The sequence below is a fragment of the Ensifer adhaerens genome (genome assembly GCF_000697965.2).
In the GTDB taxonomy this organism is placed as follows: domain Bacteria; phylum Pseudomonadota; class Alphaproteobacteria; order Rhizobiales; family Rhizobiaceae; genus Ensifer; species Ensifer adhaerens.
The window spans coordinates 560,815-579,559 of record NZ_CP015880.1 but is presented as its reverse complement, the minus strand read 5'-3'; the positions used below and the strand labels follow the sequence as shown (position 1 = coordinate 579,559).

Sequence of the window (18,745 nt, the reverse complement as noted above, 5' to 3'; positions counted from 1 at the left end):
AGCGAGCGAGTCTTAAGATTGGCTTTCGTCACAATTCCTTGGCAAACCCTATAATTCATGGGGAAACCACCCCGCCGATACCCGGAGTTCGGCCCCTGCCCGCTTGAAAAATACGGTACCGCCGTCCAGTCTCCAGAGTTCGGATAGACCATCAAAAAAGCGGGGGCGTCCGGCCAAAAGCCACGCCGCAAGGCAATTTTTGCCACAATCGGGGATCAAAGGGGAGTGACAAGGATGTTCGCAGAAACGTTGAAGAGGGCAAGAAGAATGCGTTTTGTTATTGCCGCACTCATGGCCACCGCAGGGCTGCTCTCCCCCTTGTCCGCCCTTGCCGAAAGCGCCGACGTTGAAGCTACCATTACGGGTGTTGATACCGAAAGGCTGAGCCTGTCGCTTGACGACGGCAAGAACTATCAGGCGCCCGAGGAATTCAATTTCGAGGGCCTGAAGGCCGGCGTAAAGGTTCTCGTCTTCTACACGGAAGTGGACGGCAAGCGGGTCATCAACGATCTCGAAATCGTTCAATAGAAAGCGCGGCCTTTCCTACAGGCCGCTGCGCGGTTCGCCCGAACCGGATTTTCACATTTCTGGAAAATGACCTTTTATCGGATGCCCCTCGCGCGGGCATCCATGTGAAGCGCTTTGCGCGTCGCTGCGCCAATCTACGCCCTACGCTTCAGGCTATCAGACCCAGCCGATGGCATTGCCGGAGATGCGCAGAAGGCGGTCCTGCGGGATCGCCGCGGTCGCGGCCTCCTCGGCTTCCATTTCCCCGAAAAGCTTGAAGAGCACGCGAATGACGCCGCCGTGGCTGACGCAGACCGTCGGCTTCGTCACGTCCCTGAGCCAGGCGGCTATGCGCCAGGACAGAATTTCGTAACTCTCGGCATCCTCACCGGGCGGAATGAAGTCCCATTTCACCGCGCGCCGCTCGGCGATCCTCTGTGGCGCAGAGCGCTTGAGTTCTGGCAGCGTGTGCCCTTCCCAATCGCCGAAGGAAACTTCCTTGAGCCGCTCGTCGGTGCGGTAGGCGTCCGGATCGAGCCCCATGGCCCGCCGGACACGCTCCATGGTCTCGCGCGTGCGGCCGAGCGGACTGGCGACGAAGTCGAAATGCCGGGCATCGGCGCCGAGGATGCCTCCAAGCGCCACGCCGTTGCCGGTCGCCTGCTGGCGACCGAAATCATTGAGAGGGATATCCTTTTGCCCCTGGAGCCGGCTTTCGGCGTTCCAGTCGGTCTGTCCGTGACGGATCACATAGATCAGCACAACATGTCTCCGGGCAGCAGGCTGCCGAATCCGCCTTGGCGGTTCGGTCAGTCCTTGATCACGGAGATATCGGGCGCGTCCACAGCCTTCATGCCGACGACATGGTAGCCGCTGTCGGCGTGGTGCACTTCACCGGTAACCGAGCGCGACAGGTCCGAAAGCATGTAGAGGCCGACGTCGCCGACTTCCTCGATGGTGACGGTGCGGCGCAGCGGCGCGTTGTACTCGTTCCACTTGAGGATATAGCGGAAGTCGCCGATGCCCGAAGCGGCCAGCGTCTTGATCGGGCCTGCAGAAATCGCGTTGACGCGGATGTTCTTGGGGCCGAGGTCAACGGCGAGGTACTTGACGCTTGCTTCCAGGGCAGCCTTGGCGACACCCATGACGTTGTAGTTCGGCATGACCTTTTCGGCGCCGTAATAGGTCAGCGTCAGCATCGATCCGCCGTCCGTCATCAGCTTTTCAGCGCGACGGGCAACCGAAGTGAAGGAATAGACCGAGATCTGCATCGTCTTGGCGAAGTTGTCGGCCGAGGTATCGACGTAGCGGCCGGTCAGTTCGTCCTTGTCGGAGAAGCCGATCGCATGCACCACGAAATCGATCTTGCCCCACTTCTTCTCAAGCGCGTCGAAGACCGCGTCGATGGTGGCTTCGTCGCTGACGTCGCAATGGCCGGCCATGAAGCCGTCGATTTCCGCGAGCAGCGGCTCGACGCGCTTTTTCAGAGCGTCGCCCTGATAGGTCAACGCAACTTCACCACCCTGCGCGTGGATGGCCTTGGCAATGCCCCATGCGATGGAACGGTTGTTTGCAACGCCCATGATGACGCCGCGCTTGCCCTTCATCAGACCGGATGCCTGAGCCATGGTAAGTCCCCAATACTATTCCAGCATCGGCCGTCGCCGGTGCCAAAGATCAAAAATGTCACAGACGCCCCACGAGAACGGGTGCGGCAAAATGTCGAGAATTGCCTATGGCATAGCCGCAAGGGTGGTTCAAGCACGGCTGAGATCAGGAACTGTTAGTCCCCGTAATATTGGTTCAGTGTGTCAGCGAACTGTCACAAATGGCCTGTCACAGATAGAGGCCGTCGCGCTGCGACTTCATCAGATCGGTGATCTTGTCGTCGGGCGCCTCGGGCAGGACCAGCCGCAATTCGACCAGCAGATCGCCATGCGTACCATAAGCACCGGGCATCCCGCTGCCCGCAAGGCGGAGGACCTTGTCGGAGCCGGACCAGGCCGGCACGACCACCGTAACCTGCCCGACCGGGGTTTCGAGCACCTGTTCGCAGCCGAGCACGGCGCCCTGCAGATCGATCGGCAAGGTGGTCATGAGATCGAGGCCGCGGGCGCGGAACGTCCCGCCCTGGTCGACCCTGAGCGTGACGACGACGTCGCCACGGGTCATGCCGGTCACCCGATAGCCCTGCTCCGCCAGACGAATGCTCTGACCGTCGACGGCGCCCGGAGGGATCTGCACCTTCAGGCTTTCGCCGTCGGGAAGCTCGACGCTGAGGCGCTGGCGGCTGATCAGGTCCTCAATACTGACGGCGAGATCGACGGGAAGATCCGGGACCTTCTCGGCCGTCTTTGCCGCGCGACCCCGGATGCGCCGGACGATCGCCGCCACAAGCTCGGCGGCCGGTGCTGCTGCACGCTGCATCAGCGGAGTCTCTGTCTTGAGAGCGTTTTCCTGCTGCGGTTCGAGGGCTGGTTCCGGCTTGCTTTCGGAAGCCTGGGCCGGGCGCTCCGGCTCCTTTGCTGCCGCAGCCGGCTTGGGCGATGGTTTCGGCGTCGGCTTCGGCGATGGGCGGGCCGACTTGCTGCGGGTCTCCGCGCCGAAAATCTGTGAAATGGCGTCCTCGGCGGTCTCGGCGTCGACCGGCGCCTCTTCCTGAGGCCGCATCTTTGCCTTCATCGCCTCCATGCGACGAAGCTCGGCTTCGCGGCGCGCATAGTCGTAGCGGCTTCTGAGCTTCGGGTCGCGCAGCAGCTCATAGGCCTTGCCGGCTTCGGCAAAACGCTCCGCGGCGTTGGGATCGTCCTGGTTATGGTCCGGATGCACGGCCTTTGCCAGCGAACGCCAGGCGGCCTTGATTTCATCCTGCCCGGCATTGCGCCGCACCCCGAGGATCACATAGGGATCACGCATGGTTTCTACCATCTTCTCTGATCGGCGGCCTCTCCCTGATGCCCGCCTTTGCCCCGATTGCAGGCGCCATTGTCGCCCGTCCACTGAACACCGATGATCCGGAGAAGTTGCTAAATAGTGGTTAGCCACGCGGCCTCATGTGGCCGTTGAGACGGCAACGTCGGCCGTCATGCGCGCATTTGCCAAAACGTGGTTAATCACCGATTTCAACGGCTTGCGTCGAACGCTCCCTCAGGCGCGCGGGCCGAAGCTCGTCAGATACCAGGCGCCGTCGCCGCCCTGGCAAGTGCTGCCGTCGAACTTGGCGATGCCTTCGTAGGAATGACGCGTCGTGGTGAAGCGGCGGCAGAGCATGCCGCTGGCGCGGTCTTCCTGGATGCTGCTGATGACACCGGCACTGCCGGAGGTCGCATTGGCCCAGGGAATAGGATTGATGGCGCCGCTGTTGAGCTCGGCCGATGTCACGGCGTTGCGAACCATCACCGCATCGGAAAGGCCATCGGAGGTCTTGGCAACGGGAACTGTGCCCGTCGAAACCGTGCGGTCGACTCCGCTGCCGAAAAGGTCGAGGCCAGCCCCCATGCAGCCGGACAGCGCCAGGACCGGCAGGCAAATTGCCGCGCTACGCAGCAAGGCGAAGGAATACCCCTTCTTGGCGTCGATCCACTTTGCTATGTCTTGCACGGCAATCCTGTCAGACTCGCTGGAGCCGCACGTTTCTCGACAAGGTCAACATACAGGCTCCGACATTTTCGATGCGGAAACACCGGTCGGGCTCATCCCGAAGTATTTCCGCGCCAGACATCACGGCATTGGAACGCAATATGGCGGCGAATGAGTTAACAAGCGGTGACTTCACCGAATCAAATGAACCCTTTTCCCTGTTTGGCACATGGCTGAAGGACGCGGAAGGTAGCGAGATCAACGACCCGAATGCGGTGGCGCTCGCAACCGTCGATGCCGACGGACTGCCGAATGTCCGCATGGTGCTGCTTAAGGGTTTCGACGAGCGCGGCTTCGTTTTCTACACGAATTTCGAAAGCCAGAAGGGTGAGGAGATCCTTGGCGCCCGCAAGGCGGCGATGTGCTTCCACTGGAAATCGCTGCGTCGGCAGGTGCGCGTGCGCGGCCCGGTCGAGATCGTCACCGACGAGGAGGCCGACGAGTATTTCAAGAGCCGGCCGCGCGGCAGCCGCATCGGCGCCTGGGCCTCGAAGCAGTCGCGGCCACTCGAAGGCCGCTTCGCGCTGGAAAAGGCCGTTGCCGAATACACGGCCCGCCACGCGCTCGGCGAAATCCCGCGCCCAAGCTATTGGTCAGGCTTCCGCATCTGCCCGACGTCGATCGAATTCTGGCACGACCGCCCCTTCCGGCTTCATGACCGGATGGAGTTTCGCCGCGAGGCACCCGAAGGCGGCTGGGAAAAGGTGCGTATGTACCCATAAGCCGCGCGTCCGTCGCAAGAGAGGCGCCAGATGCAATCACGACGCTCGGCCATGCAGGTGGCCGAGCGGATCTTTTCTTTTGCCCGGCCCGAGCCGGGCATTTTCGTTGAGTGCCTATTGATGACGATCGATGTTCGTGACGCGACGCTCGACGATATAGCCGGTTGTCACCGCTGCCTCGATGACGTCGCCCAGGAAGGCCGCTGGCTTTCACGGCTAAGCGCACCACCCTTCGACGGATGCCGCATACATGACAGTCCTGCATCGCGCCCGGGCGCCCAGATCGTTGCAGTCGACGATCGCGTGGTCGGCTGGTGCGATATCCGGCTGGATGCCTCACCCGTTCGGCGCATGTCGGGACCGTGGGCATGGGGCTCCTCGGTAACGTGGGAAGGGAATTGGACGCCGCCGCCTGCAACTGGCGATGCAACGCGCTCGCGAACGCGGATTGGAACGCATCGAGCTTTCCGTCCTTCATGAGAACGCCGCTGCCCGGGCGCTCTACGCGCAGTTTGACTTCCAGATCGAAGGCCGTCGTGTTCGCGACTGGAAACACGACGGTGTCTACCAGGACAGCATTCTCATGGCTTTCGCCTTCAATTGACGTCGAAGCACTCGGCTGCCCAAGTCGCCTTTTCTAGCCGGCCGCCCGGCGGAACGGTATGCCGGAGGCCAGAGCCGAAACGTAGCGGGCGCGCTGGAAATGGCCGTTCAGAGAAATGCGCGGTAGCGCATAAAGGCTGGCTTGCGCGCGAGCGATGAGCGTGCCGGGCTGGGTGGTGACGGCCAGGGTGAAACCCAAATCGGCGACGATGCGGTGGTCGCGCTCGGATACCGCCGGCGCGTCGCCATAGGGATAGGCGAAAGTCTGGGGCGGCCGACCGGTGATCGCCTCGACGCGCCGCAGCGATCCCTCGATCTCCCGCCGCGCCTCAGCATCCGTCAGGCGCGCGACCGCGCGGTGGCTGATCGTGTGGGCGCCGAGGCTCGCGATAGGACTTTCGATCAGGCGCCGCAAACCGGCCTCGTCCAGTGTGAGGCGTTCGGTAATCGCCTGCGGATCGATGCCGCCATCGAGGGCTGCAGCGTTCAAGGAAGCGATCGCCTTTGCCTCATCATGGCCGTGAATGAACGCCGCAATGCGATTGAAGACGGCATGCCTTTCGGCCGCGGTCGACGCCTGCAATGTTTCTACGCCACGGCCGAAGTCAAAGCGCAGCTTCTCGCTCGTTGCGAGCATATCGGCAAGCGTCTCCCACCAAAGCGTATGGGTGCGATCGACGAACCCGCCGGTAACGAACACCGTGAATGGCGCCTGATGGCGCTGGAAGACCGGCAACGCGCGCTCGAGATTGTTCCGGTAGCCGTCATCAAGGGTAAAGCAGGCGACCGGCCCACCTTTGGCGGCCAGCGCCTCCGGCAAGTGTTCGAGCGGGGTGAAGCGATAGCCGTCGCGCTTCAGCGTCCTCAACGCGACATCGAGGAATTCCGGCGTGATTTCCAGGTGCGCATTGGGATCGAAGGCACGGGCAGATTTCGGCCGGACATGATGCAGGGTAAAGATCGCCCCCTGCCCGCGCGCGCTGGCAATCAGCCCGGCGCGGCTCAGCCCCCCCGCGACTTCCAGCCCACCGGCAATTGCGGCGCGGCGAACAATTGTCCTGATCATGCCCTTGATGGTCGCCCCCAAATCTGGCCCGCGAGGTTCCGGCGCGGACTAACAGCCTGGAAAGTTAACGGCGAGGGCGTTAAACCTTGTTGAACGGGGAGAGCGTTCATCGGCCATTTACCACAACCTCGAAAACAAGGTCGGCTCGCCACATTCCGCCCTAAAGTTGCAGCAAAGACACGGATCTTGTCACAAAACGAAACAGCTTTGCGCCTTGCCGAGGGCGCTACTCGACGGGGATCGATATGAAAACTTTGCGCTGCCTCCTGCTGGCGACCTTCGCACTGGCGCTCGGGACGGCGACAGCCGTCGCCGGAAGCGCCTCGCTGGTGCTCGATGCGCGCACCGGCAAGGTCCTCTCGTCTGAAAACGCCGATGTCCTCAATCATCCTGCCTCCCTGACCAAGATGATGACGGTCTATATGGCCTTCGAGGCGCTGAAGAGCGGCAAGCTTTCCTGGGACAGCAAGATCAAGGTTTCGAAGGCGGCGGCCGCCAAGCCGCCGATGCGGCTCGGCCTCAAGTCCGGCATGACGATCACGGTGCGCGAGGCGGTCCTCGGCATGATCGTGCGCTCGGGCAACGATGCCGCGGCAGCGATGGCCGAGAAGCTCGGCGGCTCCGAGGCGAATTTCGCCCGCATGATGACCGCCAAGGCGCGTCAGCTCGGCATGAGCAAGACCATCTTCATCAATGCCTCCGGCCTGCCTGCCAGCAAGCAGGTGACGACGGCGCGTGAAATGTCGACGCTCGCCGTGGCGCTGATGCGCGACTTCCCCAGGGAGTACCGGCTGTTTGCGACCGAAAGCTTCAATTTCCGCGGCCGCAAGGTGCGGGGGCACAACAACCTGATGTACCGCTACGACGGCATGGACGGCATCAAGACCGGCTACACCAATGCCTCCGGCTTCAACCTCGTCAGCGCCGTCAAGGACGGCAATCGCCGGGTGGTCGGCGTCGTTCTCGGCGGCAAGACGGCGCGCAGCCGCGACGCCAAGATGGCGGCCCTTCTCGATCGCCATGTCGGCAAGGCAGCCAAGGGCGGACGGCAGCTGGTGGCATCCAAGCGCGGCGGCAAGACGATTGAAGCCCCCGTCGAAGTAGCCGCGGTCGCGACATCCGAGGTTCCGATGCCCTACACCGCACCGCAGCGGGCCAAGCGGGATTCGGTTGCTGCCCTGATTACAGCGACATCGACGTCCGCCATCCCCGCGGAACGACCGACGGAGCTTGCCGAGATCGAAACGACGGCTGCAGTTCCAGCTGCGTCAGGCGGCTGGCAGATCCAGATTTCGGCGGCACCATCAGCCGAGGCTGCGCGCATGCTGCTGGCGCAGGCGCGCTCGGAAGCCGGTGCGCCGCTCGCGGGCGCCACGCCCTACACGGAAGCCGTCGGTAAGGGTGCCAAAGCGATCTATCGTGCCCGCTTCGTCGGCTTTTCGAGCCGCGACGCGGCAGCGGCAGCCTGCGATGCCCTCAAAGAGCGCTCCTATGACTGCATGATGCTGCCGTCGCGCGGCTGATTGGCCGCCGGCCTCAGAGCCTTCGTCACTCTTGCACGACGGCTCTACGGAAGCGGTTGGCGAGCCACCAGTCGCACTGCTCCTGGCTATAGCCAAGCAGCAGCCCCTCCTCGCGCTCGTCTTCTGCCGTCCATGGGCGCCAATTGCAAAAGAGCTGGTGGCAGCGTTGCCTGAAGCGCTCGAAACGCCACTCATCCCCCGGCAACGCATAGGTGAGGTAGAGAACCCTCTGCTCCTTCTCGCCACCGGTCGTTGTCGGGCACATCCGCGAGAACTCGAACATGTCCGCAAGCAAAGTTCCGTCGGCAACGTGCGGCGCGAACAACTCTTTGGTTTCGGCAAGCCAGGGCGACGCGGCATCGTCGCTGAAGAAGGCGAAGGGCTTGCGCCCTTCCAGCATCAGCGGAAGCTCATAGCCGGTGTGCACCAGATAGGGCACGGTATCGAACGCATGCGGCCGCCGAAGCTCAGCTTCCTCGCCTGTTTCTGGCAAGGCAAGCCCGACGGCCGACGCCAGCAGCGTCAGGTCGTCTTGATCCAGACGGTAGCAGGCATGATCCAGGAAGACGCCGTTGCGCAGGCCCAACGCCCGCGCGATCTCGGCGGCATCGCGATCAAACCTCAGTTCGTGCGTCGGTGTGGCGGTCTTCGGCGACAGAAAGGACAGCTTGAAGACCGCCATCGGACCTTACGCCTGCGTGCCGCCGACGGTGATCTGATCCATGCGCAGATGCGGCTGGCCGACGCCGACCGGTACCCATTGGCCGGCCTTGCCGCAATTGCCGATGCCCGTGTCGAGCTTGGTGTCGTTGCCGACCATGGTGACACGCTTCATCGCGTCCGGACCGTTGCCGATCAACATGGCGCCCTTCACCGGCGCGCCGATCTTGCCGTTTTCGATCAGGTAGGCCTCGGTGCAGCCGAAGACGAACTTGCCGGAGGTGATGTCCACCTGGCCGCCGCCGAAGGAGACGGCATAGATGCCCTTCTTGACCGAGGCGATGATTTCCTCCGGCGTTTTGTCGCCGGAGAGCATGTAGGTATTGGTCATGCGCGGCATCGGCACATGGGCATAGCCCTGGCGACGGCCGTTGCCGGTCGGCTGCATGCCCATCAGCCGGGCGTTCTGCCGGTCCTGCATGTAGCCGACGAGCTTGCCGTCCTCGATCAGCACGTTGTAGCCGGACGGCGTGCCCTCGTCGTCGATCGAAATCGAGCCGCGGCGGGCCTCGATGGTGCCGTCGTCGACGACCGTCACGCCCTTGGCGGCCACCTGCTGGCCCAGCAGGCCGGCAAAAGCCGAGGTCTTCTTGCGGTTGAAGTCCCCTTCCAGGCCATGGCCGACGGCTTCGTGCAGCATGACGCCCGGCCAGCCGGAGGCAAGCACCACGTCCATGGTGCCGGCGGGCGCATCGATCGCTTCGAGATTGACGAGTGCCTGGCGCAGCGCCTCGTCGGCGCCCTGCTTCCAGTTTTCCGCGGTGACGAAATCGCCGAAGCCGCGACGCCCGCCGGTGCCGAAGGAGCCGCTTTCCTGGCGATCGCCTTCGCCGGTGACGACGGAGATGTTGATGCGGGTCATCGGCCGGACGTCATGGACGCGGTGGCCATCGGCGCGAAGGATGTCGACGACCTGCCAGCTAGCGGCGATGGTCGCCGTCACCTGACGGACCTTCGGATCCTTGGCGCGCAGATAGGCGTCGATTTCCTGGAGCAGCGCGACCTTCGCCTCGAAGCTCGGTTCGCCGATCGGGTTTTCGTCGCCGTAGAGTTTCTTGTTGGTGCGCTGAGGGGCTGCGGCATAGGAACCGGCATAACCGCGCGTCACCTGCGCCACCGCATCGGAAGCACGGCGGAGCGCCGAAAGCGAAAGTTCGCCGGAATGCGCGTAGCCGACCGCTTCGCCGGCAACGGCGCGCAAGCCAAAACCCTGGTCGGTATTGAAGCTGCCGCCCTTTAGCCGGCCGTTGTCGAAGGAAAGCACCTCGGCCTGCGCATGTTCGAGGAACAGTTCGCCGTCGTCGGCACCGGCGAGCGTTTCCGAGAGAACCTTGCGGACCGTTGCCTCGTCGGCATCGAAGAGGCTCATCAGATCGGTGTTCATAGTGGCACGCTCCCGCGTCAGGAATTTCTATCGCCTCCATTTAGGAAGGCGGCGGGTTCAAGCCAAGGAAAATATCACAGGCCGCATGTTTCCTCGATCCGCACTGATCGACGCAAGCATGCAGCAGCTCAAGTCGCTACAGCGACGTATTCCAGCCGTCGAGCCGTTCCACCCGCTCGACGCCGGCGAAGCGGGCAACCCGATCGAGCTCGGCATCGATGCGTTCCAGGCGCCCTGCCGAGGCGCGGACGCCCTTTTCGAGCCAGAGCTTGCGGACATCGAGGCTGCCGCGCTTGCGGTCCGCCTTCATGTCGATGCGGCCGATCAACCGGTCGCCCTCGATCAGCGGGAAGACGTAATAGCCATATTCGCGCTTGGCCTCGGGCACGAAGATCTCGATGCGATAATAGAACCCGAACAGGCGCTCGGTACGATTGCGGTCGCGCAGCAGCGGATCGAAGGGGCTCAGCACCCGCACCCGGCCCGGCGGCTCAGGGATATCGCCAAGTGCGTCCGGGAATCCAGCGAAGGCGTAGGCGACACGCGGGCGTCCACCATCGATCGCTTCGATCTGCACTTCCACGAGTTCGTCGCGATGCTCCGCCACCCAGGTCTTGGCCTCCTCGGGCGACACCAGATCCCAGAAGGCGGCAATCTCGCCATGGGTGGCAAAGCCGAGACGCTCCAGCGCACTGCGGCAAGCCCAGTCGATGAACTCCGGATGGCTGACGTCATCCTCGTTGTGGTGCGGCGGGATCACTCTTTCCGTGAGATCGTAGACCTTCTGGAAATTCTCGCGCCGCGCGATCGCCAGCTTGCCCGTGCGCCACAGCACTTCCAGCGCCGTCTTCGACGGATGCCAGTTCCACCAGCCGCCAGACTGGTGTTCGGCTTCCTTCAAGTCTCGGGCGAGCACCGGGCCGCCTTCGGCAATACGTTGATAAGTGTCGTCGCAGCCTTTTTCAAAGCCTTCGCCACGCCACGCCTTCCACCGCTCGACGATCGTCTCACCTTCCCATTTGAAGCGATGCTTCCAATAGCGGAAGAAGCTGCTTGGAATGATCGAGGCATCGTGGGTCCAATGCTCGAAGAGGTCGCGATCGTCCTCCAGCAGCGCCGTCAGATGCTCTCGACGATAGGTCTGGTTGCGGGAAAACAGGATCTGGTGATGGGCGCGCTCCACCGTGGCGATGCTGTCTACCTGCACGAAGCCGATGTCGTGGATGAGCTTCAAGAGGCCTTCCTTGCCGAGCGCGCGGTTGGGCGCGCCTGAAAGGCCCTGCTTGGCGAGGAAGATGCGACGGGCGTCGCTGTTGGAAAGGCGAATCGTCATGACGATAACAATAGGCTTTTATTCCCATAATTCAAATGCCGCATCGGTCCGCGGACTGCATTGCCCTTGTTGTCGCACTTGGCCTATAGAGCAACCCGAAAACGGCGCGGGCCGGAGACAGCGAGGAACGGAATGGACATCCGCTTTACCGATTGCGCGGTCCGCTTCGGCGAGCGGGTGGCTTTGCACCCCTTGACGCTCACGCTCAACGAAAAACGGATCGGCATCATCGGCCTCAACGGTTCCGGCAAGACAACCTTCGCCCGGCTGATCAACGGTCTGGTGAAGCCTTCCTCCGGCGGCGTTACGGTCAACGGGCTCGATACGATCAAAGACGACCGCGCCGTGCTTTCCGAGGCCGGCTTCATCTTCCAGAACCCGCACAACCAGCTGATCATGCCGATCGTCGCCGAGGACATCGCCTTCGGGCTGAAAAACCGCGGGCTTTCGCGCGAAGAAGTCGACCGCCGCATGCAGGCAGCACTTTCGCGCTTCGGCATCGAACACCTGGCAAGGCGGCGCGTGCATGAGCTTTCGGGCGGAGAAACGCAGCTCGTCGCCATGGCGAGCGTCGTCGTTACCGATCCGAAGATCCTGATCCTCGACGAGCCGACGAACCAGCTTGACCTGAAGAACCGCCGCCGTGTCGCCGTGGCGATCGACGACCTGCCGGAGGATACGGTGGTGATCACCCATGATCTCGGTCTCGTCGAGAATGTCGAACGGCTATTGCTCTTCCATGAGGGCCGTCTTGCCTTCGACGGCAACCCGCAAGACGCGATCCGCCGCTATCACGAGATCGCCGGATGCTGACGAGCCTGCACATCGAGGGCAGCAGCTTGCTCCACCGGCTGCCGGTCAGGGTCAAGCTGATGGCACTCGTGGCGTCGAGCATCGGCCTTTTTTTGAGCGCTTCGCTCGCGGTTCAGGCGATCGCCTTCATCGTGGCCGCCGCACTTTATCTCTCCGCCGGCCTCACGCCCAAGGAGGCGCTGAAGCGCGTCGGCTTCGTCTTCCTGACGATCTTCTTTCTGGCGGCCGTCAATCTCTTTTACCTGTCCGTTGCCGAGGTCGCCACGTTAACCTTGCGGCTGATGGCGCTGGTTCTGTTTGCAGCCGCCGTCACGGCGACGACGACGATCAGCGCCTTCATGGACGAGATCACCATCCTCTTGAGCCCGCTGGAACGGCTGGGCTGGCTGAAGGGGGCCGATGTCAGCCTGGCGCTCGGGCTCGTACTGCGCTTCGTCCCGGATATCTTTGCGCGCTATCAGGCAATCCGCGAAGCCCATCACGCCCGCGGACTGCCCGTCCGGCCGTTGACGATCATAGGGCCGCTGATCATCCTGACGCTGAAAGATGCCGACACGATTGCTGCCGCGATTGACGCGCGCGGATTTCGCCGTCAATAAATTCGCGAATTCTAAAAAACAGGGAAGCGGAACTACATGAATACCAGAGATCTCGTGCTCATCGCCCTCTTCGCCGCGATCGTCGTCGTGCTCGGCTTCATTCCGCCGATCACGCTCGGCTTCATTCCGGTCCCGATCACTGCGCAATCCATGGGCGTCATGCTCGCCGGCTGCATTCTCGGCGCCAGGCGCGGCGCGCTCGCCTTCCTGCTGTTCCTGCTGCTGGTCGCCATCGGCCTGCCGGCGCTTTCGGGCGGCCGCGGCGGCCTTGCGGTCTTTGCCGGCCCGTCGGGCGGCTTCATCATCGGCTGGGTCGTTGCCACCTTCGTCACCGGCCTGATCGCCGAGCGCACCGTGCGCGAAGGCCAGGCCGAAACGCGCCAGTTCATCGGCTTCTTCCTCGCCTCCGTCCTCGGCGGCATCGTCGTGCTCTATGCGATCGGCATGCCCTGGGTTTCCGCCGTCACCGGCACCCCGCTCATGACCGTTGCAGCCGGCTCGCTCGCCTTCATTCCGGGCGACCTGCTGAAGGCTGCGATCGCGACGCTTGCCGCACGCGCGGTCTACGCCGGCTATCCGCTGTTGCCGGCCCGCGCCTGAGCCGATGCCGTTTGCCGCCGCGATCCATCGCCACGCGCAAGACCATCCGCATGCCCCGGCCTTCCAAATCGAGGGCCGGGTTTTCACTTTTGGTGACCTCGCACGCATCGCCGGCGCACTTGCCGAACGTTTCGGAGACTTGGTTAGGATTGCCGAACGCCGCAGCGTGCTCGGCGACCGCTCTCGCCTGATCGCACTGGAGACGGGCAATCACCCGCTCTTCGCCGCTGCCTTCCTGGCCGCCACCAGCGGCGGCAACTGCGTCGCGCTGATCGATCCGCATCTGCCGGAGGCGACGCGCCAGACGATGCACGATCGCCTTTCGCCCGATCTCATTGTCACGGCCGATGGCGCCAACCTCTCGCTCCATGCGCCCGCAAGCGGCGAGACGCGAACCTTTCGCGAGGCCGAAGGCAACGAGCGAAAGCCGCTCGCAATCGGCGACGACACCGAGCCATTCCTGATCGTCTTCACCTCGGGCACGACAGGAACGCCGAAAGCGATCATCCGCGATCGCGGTTCGTGGCGCAGAAGCTTGGCCACGGGCGAACCCTTCTTCGGCATCGACCGCGCCACCCGCACCTTTGCGCCCGGTCCGCTCGCGCACGGGCTGACACTTTATGCGCTTGCCGAAACCCTTGTCGCCGGCGCCGAATTCATCGGGGCCGCGCATTTCGAGGCCTCCCGGGCGATGTCCATCGTCGAGGCGAAAGAGGTCAAGCGACTGGCGCTGGTGCCGACGATGCTGCGGCGGCTCTGCGCTGCAGCCGCCGACCGGCCGCAAACATCCGTCACCCAGATCACCGTCGCCGGCGCCAAGCTGACCGAAAACGATCGCGACAGCGCGGCACTCGCGTTTCCTCAAGCCGATATCATCGAATATTACGGCGCCTCGGAACTGGGCTTCATCAGTGTTGCTACCAACGGCGACACCGCTTCGGCCACCGCCGTCGGCCGTGCCTTCCCGGGTGTTACGCTCAGCATTCGCGACGACAGGGGGGGCGAAATGCCAACCCGTGAGACGGGCACGATCTTCGTCGACAGCGCCCTCATATCCGACGGGTATGTCGGCACCACCGATGGTGCCGGCTTCCGTCGTCTCGGGTCGCTGGCGACGGTCGGCGATCTCGGCTTCCTCGATGAGTGCGGCACCCTGCACCTCCTCGGCCGGTCCGGCGGCATGGTGCTTTCGGGCGGCAACAACATCTACCCGCAGGAAGTGGAAGCCGCGCTGACCGCAGATCCCGGCGTGCACGCCGCTCTCGTCCTCGGGCTCGACCACCCGGATCTCGGCAGCGAACTCGTCGCCGTCATCGAGCCGGAAGGCGGTATGTTTGATCGAGAAGCGCTTGAGCGTCATCTCGCCGCCCACCTGCCGCGCTATAAGCATCCGCGCCGCATCTGGCTCTGCCTGAATATGCCGATGACGCAGTCGGGCAAGGTGGCGGCGGGCACGCTCAGACAATGGATCGCGGATGGAAACGATGCTCTCGAACTCATCGACTGACCCGGCACGCATACCTGTCATTATCGCCGCTCTCCGCACACCGATCGGCCGCGTCAACGGCACGCTTCGCGATATCGAACCGTCGCAGCTGGCGGCACCGCTGATCGCCCGTATTCTCCGCGATACCGGTGTAAAGGCGAGCGAGATCGACGACGTTCTTCTCGGAAACGCCGCCAACAGCGCCGGCAATCTCGCCCGGCTCGCCGCCCTCGAAGCCGGCCTGCCGGTCTCGACGCCGGGTGTCACCGTCGACCGCCAATGCGGTTCCGGGCTGGAGGCGATCACCCTTGCCGCACGGATGATCCAGGCGGGCGCCGGCCGTTTCTACCTGGCCGGCGGCGCCGAGAGCGCCAGCCGTGCGCATATCCGCCTGAGACCGCCGCTGGAGCGCGGCGGCGAACTCGCGCCGGTCAAGCGCGCCCGCATGGCACCAGACGAGATCGGTGATCCGGATATGGGCGTCGCCGCCGAAAACGTCGCGACCGCCTGCAAGATCTCCCGTGAGCGCCAGGACGCCTTTGCGCTTCAAAGCCACCGTCGCGCGGTCGAGGCCGCCGTTGCCGGCCGCTTCGCCCGCGAGATTGTGCCGGTCGAAACAGCGACGGACCTTATGTCGCGCGATGAGTGCCCTCGTGCCAATGCTTCGCTGGAGACGCTGCAACGGCTGAAGCCGGTCTTCGTCGAGGGCGGGACGGTAACGGCCGGCAATGCCTGCCCGATCAACGACGGCGCGGCGGTGGTGCTGGTGACGAACCTTGCCGAGGCCCAACGACTTGGCGTTTCCTTCGCACTCGAATTCGTCGACGCGGCGACCGCGGGCGTCGATCCCAATCTGCTCGGGCTTGGCCCGGTCCCGGCAATGCAGAAGCTGAAGGCACGGCAATCCGCGCTCGATCCGGCAAAGGTCGATTTCATCGAATTCAACGAGGCCTTCGCTTCGCAGGTGCTCGGCAGCCTCGACCAACTCGATATCGCCGCGGAAAGGGTCAATCTCGACGGCGGCGCCATCGCACTCGGCCATCCGTATGGCGCCTCGGGGGCGATCCTCACCGTCCGGCTTTTCTCGCAGATGCTGGCATCGCCGAAAGGCACGGAAGGACTGGCGATGATGGGCGTCGGCGGCGGCATGGGCATCGTCACCCTGTTTCGCGCGGTTTAGGCGGCGCAATTCCGGACGGAAAACCGCTTCGCATAGTACGCGACACTGGTCTGGTAACGAGATAGATGCCCCCTCTGCTCTGCCGGACAGAGGGGGGGCGCCTTTTGCCTGGACGGGCCAAAAACACCATGAAAGCTGGAGCGTCGTCTATTGTGACGGCTGCGCGCTTTTCCCGGAATCGCTTTGGCTAGACCGAATAGGCCGCCAGCCATTCGCGCGTCGCCGTCGGCAGCGGCAGCGGCGTGTGTCGCTGCGGATCAACCGCGACCCAGACGACCTCGACTTCGGCAGCGAGTTGGCCGCGTGCTTCGACCTTGACGACAAAACTGATCGAGCTGCCGCCGACCTTCGCCACGTTGACGGTAAGACGGGCCGGCTCGTCGTAGCGCAGACCACGGTGATAGACGCAGGCCGAGCGGCGCACGAGATAGCTCGGCTCGTTCACCACATGCGGACGGTGACGCCAGAGGCTGGAAAGCGCGGCCTCGGCGTGGGCATAATAGGCGGCATTGTGCATGTGGCCGTGCATGTCTATATCGCGAAACGGAATCCGGATTTCCGTGACGTTCTCCAGCTCCCTGCCGTCCATGCGAGGCTCCCTGACGATGCGCTCCACCCTCGTTAGCCAGTTCGGTGATCCCCGGCAAGTGATTGCGATGGTCGACGCCGGGCGCGTGGCGCCTGCGGCGGGCGAAGTCGAGGTTGCGCTGTCGCTTGCCGCCATCAACCCGTCCGATCTCATCCCGGTGACTGGCGCCTATAGCGCCCGCACCACGCTGCCCTTCGTGCCGGGCTTCGAAGGCTTCGGCACGGTGACGCGCGTCGGCCCTGGCGTGACGTCGCTGAAACCCGGTGATCGCGTGGTGCCCATCGGTGCCAGCGGTCTCTGGCAGGAATATCTGATCCGGCCGGCCGAATGGTGTTTCGCCCTGCCCGACGACATCGGCGAGACCGATGCGGCCACCTGCTACGTCAATCCGCTGACGGCGCTGCAACTGGTCGAGGCGCTGCGCCAACATTTCGGCCCGCTCGGTGGCCGCCGTATCGGCGTCACCGCGGCAGGGTCGGCGATCGGCGGCATGCTGATGAAGCTGCTGGCCGGCGAAGACGCGGATGCCACCGGGATCGTCCGCAGCGCGCGCAGCGCCGAGCGGCTGGCAACCGGGGTCCCCGGCCACATCGTGTTTGGCGACGAGGGCCGCGTGCCGCAGCTTCGCCTCGACGCAATCATCGACGCTGTTGGCGGTCCGTTTGCCGGCGATCTTATTCTGCGCACGCTCGAACCGGGCGGCGCCTTCATCCAGTATGGGGCGCTCAGCGGCGTTCCGGTGCCGCAGGCGGCGATCCAGGCGCGGCCGGACATCCGCTTCTCCTTCCTGTGGCTGCGGACCTGGGTGCATTCGGCCGGGCGACCCGTGATCGAAGCGGCCTTTGCCAAGAGTTTCGAAGGTTTGCGATCGGGTCTCTTTTCCAGCCGCATCGCCGAAATCTATCCGCTAAGCAAGCTCGACGCGGCGCTCGCGCATCAGGCGGATCCGAGCCGCGACGGCAAGCTGCTCATCGATCCGCGCTGTTGAAAATTGCGCCTTTCGACCGGCTCGCCATGGACCTTGCAGGGTGGGCGCACTAGGTTCCGGGCATGACCACGTTCCTCTATGAAAATCCGGTCTTTCTGGAACACGAGGTTCCGGAAGGGCATCCCGAGCGGCCGGACCGGCTGAAGGCGCTGAACCTTGCGCTCGAACATCCGAACTTCTCCGATCTCAAGCGGATCGAGGCGAAGAAGGCGAGTGAGGATCTCGTCCTGCTCGCACATCCGGAAGAGCATCTCGCTGCCGTCAGGCGCGCCATTCCGGAGGAAGGCCTCAACCATTTCGAGGCCGACACCTGTGCCAGCCCCTTGAGCCTCGACGCGGCGCTAACCGGGATCGGCGGAGCGACCGCAGCGGTGGACGCCGTCTTTACCGGCGAGACCGACAACGCCTTCGTCGCGGCGCGGCCGCCAGGACACCACGCCGAGAAGAACAAGGCGATGGGGTTCTGTCTTTTCAACACGGTGGCGATCGCCGCCCGCTATGCCCAGAAGGTCCACGGCGCCGAGCGGGTCGCGATCGTCGACTGGGACGTGCACCACGGCAACGGCACGCAGGACATCTTCTGGGACGACCCCTCGGTGCTCTTCTGCTCGACGCACCAGATGCCGCTCTATCCCGGCACCGGCGCCAAGGACGAGACGGGTATCAAGGGCAATGTCGTCAACGCGCCGCTGTCGCCGAACATGGGCAGTGAACATTTCCGCGAGGCGTTCCGCAGCCGCGTGCTTTCAGCACTCACCAATTTCCGGCCGGACTTCATCCTGATCTCCGCCGGCTTCGACGCGCATCACCGCGATCCGCTGGCGCAGATCAATCTCGTCGCCGAGGATTTCGACTGGGCGACCGGGCGTCTGCACGAGATCGCCGATCGCAGCGCTGGCAACCGCATGGTCAGCCTGCTCGAAGGCGGCTATGACCTTCAGGGCCTGGCCGAATCGGCCGGCCTGCACATCTTGAGACTGATGAGAGGGTAGA

The 18,745-nt window shown here is 63.9% G+C and carries 20 protein-coding genes; 11 read left to right on the top strand and 9 right to left on the bottom strand.

All coding sequences use genetic code 11. The features are described from left to right. Positions 1-267: 267 nt before the first annotated feature. The gene (locus FA04_RS02665; protein WP_034801209.1) at positions 268-528 is read left to right on the top strand and encodes a DUF1344 domain-containing protein; all 261 of its coding nucleotides are present in this window, start codon (positions 268-270) and stop codon (positions 526-528) included. A gap of 156 nt (positions 529-684) precedes the next feature. Here FA04_RS02665 and FA04_RS02660 read toward each other — a convergent pair whose 3' ends face one another. From FA04_RS02660 to FA04_RS02645, 4 genes are all read right to left on the bottom strand, one after another. Then, complete coding sequence (locus FA04_RS02660; RefSeq protein ID WP_034801207.1) at positions 685-1,269, bottom strand: histidine phosphatase family protein; 585 nt, start codon at positions 1,267-1,269, stop codon at positions 685-687. Positions 1,270-1,316: 47 nt separating this feature from the next. Further along, a complete protein-coding gene (gene fabI / locus FA04_RS02655) occupies positions 1,317-2,135 on the bottom strand; it encodes an enoyl-ACP reductase FabI (protein WP_034801205.1) in 819 nt (272 codons plus the stop codon). Positions 2,136-2,343: 208 nt separating this feature from the next. After that, a complete protein-coding gene (locus FA04_RS02650) occupies positions 2,344-3,435 on the bottom strand; it encodes a DnaJ C-terminal domain-containing protein (RefSeq protein WP_034801202.1) in 1,092 nt (363 codons plus the stop codon). Positions 3,436-3,654: 219 nt separating this feature from the next. Next, positions 3,655-4,107 (bottom strand): RT0821/Lpp0805 family surface protein, encoded by a 453-nt coding sequence (locus FA04_RS02645; RefSeq protein WP_034801195.1) that lies wholly within the window; start codon positions 4,105-4,107, stop codon positions 3,655-3,657. 71 nt (positions 4,108-4,178) lie between these two features. Here FA04_RS02645 and pdxH point away from each other — a divergent pair, with 71 nt between their 5' ends. Together pdxH and FA04_RS02635 are read left to right on the top strand one after the other, a co-directional pair. After that, positions 4,179-4,868 (top strand): pyridoxamine 5'-phosphate oxidase, encoded by a 690-nt coding sequence (gene pdxH, locus FA04_RS02640; RefSeq protein WP_082566261.1) that lies wholly within the window; start codon positions 4,179-4,181, stop codon positions 4,866-4,868. Positions 4,869-5,265: 397 nt separating this feature from the next. Further along, the gene (locus FA04_RS02635; RefSeq protein ID WP_256385271.1) at positions 5,266-5,472 is read left to right on the top strand and encodes a GNAT family N-acetyltransferase; all 207 of its coding nucleotides are present in this window, start codon (positions 5,266-5,268) and stop codon (positions 5,470-5,472) included. A gap of 33 nt (positions 5,473-5,505) precedes the next feature. On the opposite strand, the gene FA04_RS02630 is transcribed toward FA04_RS02635, so the two are convergent. Continuing rightward, a complete protein-coding gene (locus FA04_RS02630) occupies positions 5,506-6,537 on the bottom strand; it encodes a polysaccharide deacetylase family protein (RefSeq protein WP_034801463.1) in 1,032 nt (343 codons plus the stop codon). A gap of 245 nt (positions 6,538-6,782) precedes the next feature. On the opposite strand from FA04_RS02630, the gene FA04_RS02625 reads away from it, so the two are divergent. After that, positions 6,783-8,060 carry a D-alanyl-D-alanine carboxypeptidase family protein gene (locus tag FA04_RS02625; RefSeq protein ID WP_082572958.1) on the top strand — a complete coding sequence of 426 codons (1,278 nt, stop codon included), beginning with the start codon at positions 6,783-6,785 and terminating at the stop codon, positions 8,058-8,060. Between the two features lie 25 nt (positions 8,061-8,085). Here the strand turns inward: FA04_RS02625 and FA04_RS02620 are convergent, their stop codons facing one another. The 3 genes from FA04_RS02620 to FA04_RS02610 form a co-directional block, all read right to left on the bottom strand. Beyond that, positions 8,086-8,742: a hypothetical protein gene (locus FA04_RS02620; RefSeq protein ID WP_051659574.1), complete on the bottom strand. Its 657-nt coding sequence runs from the start codon at positions 8,740-8,742 to the stop codon at positions 8,086-8,088. A gap of 6 nt (positions 8,743-8,748) precedes the next feature. Further along, positions 8,749-10,164, bottom strand: coding sequence for a metalloprotease TldD (tldD, locus tag FA04_RS02615; RefSeq protein ID WP_034801178.1), 1,416 nt, complete (start codon positions 10,162-10,164; stop codon positions 8,749-8,751). A 136-nt stretch (positions 10,165-10,300) separates the two neighbouring features. After that, on the bottom strand, positions 10,301-11,497 hold the full coding sequence (locus FA04_RS02610) for a winged helix-turn-helix domain-containing protein (protein ID WP_034801172.1): 1,197 nt from the start codon (positions 11,495-11,497) through the stop codon (positions 10,301-10,303). Positions 11,498-11,629: 132 nt separating this feature from the next. On the opposite strand from FA04_RS02610, the gene FA04_RS02605 reads away from it, so the two are divergent. Genes FA04_RS02605 through FA04_RS02585 form a run of 5 tightly spaced genes read left to right on the top strand, consistent with a single transcriptional unit; the run spans position 11,630 to position 16,175 of the window. Then, a complete protein-coding gene (locus FA04_RS02605; protein WP_034801169.1) occupies positions 11,630-12,310 on the top strand; it encodes an energy-coupling factor ABC transporter ATP-binding protein in 681 nt (226 codons plus the stop codon). Further along, positions 12,304-12,909 carry a CbiQ family ECF transporter T component gene (locus tag FA04_RS02600; RefSeq protein ID WP_082572959.1) on the top strand — a complete coding sequence of 202 codons (606 nt, stop codon included), beginning with the start codon at positions 12,304-12,306 and terminating at the stop codon, positions 12,907-12,909. Before FA04_RS02605 ends, FA04_RS02600 begins: the two co-directional genes overlap by 7 nt. Positions 12,910-12,945: 36 nt before the next feature. After that, the gene (locus tag FA04_RS02595) at positions 12,946-13,509 is read left to right on the top strand and encodes a biotin transporter BioY (RefSeq protein ID WP_034801167.1); all 564 of its coding nucleotides are present in this window, start codon (positions 12,946-12,948) and stop codon (positions 13,507-13,509) included. A 4-nt stretch (positions 13,510-13,513) separates the two neighbouring features. Next, positions 13,514-15,016 (top strand): AMP-binding protein, encoded by a 1,503-nt coding sequence (locus tag FA04_RS02590; RefSeq protein WP_034801164.1) that lies wholly within the window; start codon positions 13,514-13,516, stop codon positions 15,014-15,016. Beyond that, on the top strand, positions 14,994-16,175 hold the full coding sequence (locus FA04_RS02585; protein ID WP_034801161.1) for a thiolase family protein: 1,182 nt from the start codon (positions 14,994-14,996) through the stop codon (positions 16,173-16,175). Before FA04_RS02590 ends, FA04_RS02585 begins: the two co-directional genes overlap by 23 nt. A 187-nt stretch (positions 16,176-16,362) precedes the next feature. Here the strand turns inward: FA04_RS02585 and FA04_RS02580 are convergent, their stop codons facing one another. Beyond that, entirely contained in the window at positions 16,363-16,764 is a 402-nt protein-coding gene (locus tag FA04_RS02580; RefSeq protein ID WP_034801160.1) for an acyl-CoA thioesterase, read from the bottom strand. A 16-nt stretch (positions 16,765-16,780) separates the two neighbouring features. Between FA04_RS02580 and FA04_RS02575 the strand changes: the two genes are divergently transcribed. Continuing rightward, the gene (locus FA04_RS02575; protein ID WP_034801158.1) at positions 16,781-17,752 is read left to right on the top strand and encodes a zinc-dependent alcohol dehydrogenase family protein; all 972 of its coding nucleotides are present in this window, start codon (positions 16,781-16,783) and stop codon (positions 17,750-17,752) included. 62 nt (positions 17,753-17,814) lie between these two features. Then, complete coding sequence (locus FA04_RS02570; RefSeq protein WP_034801156.1) at positions 17,815-18,744, top strand: histone deacetylase family protein; 930 nt, start codon at positions 17,815-17,817, stop codon at positions 18,742-18,744. The last annotated feature ends 1 nt before the right edge of the window (position 18,745 follow it).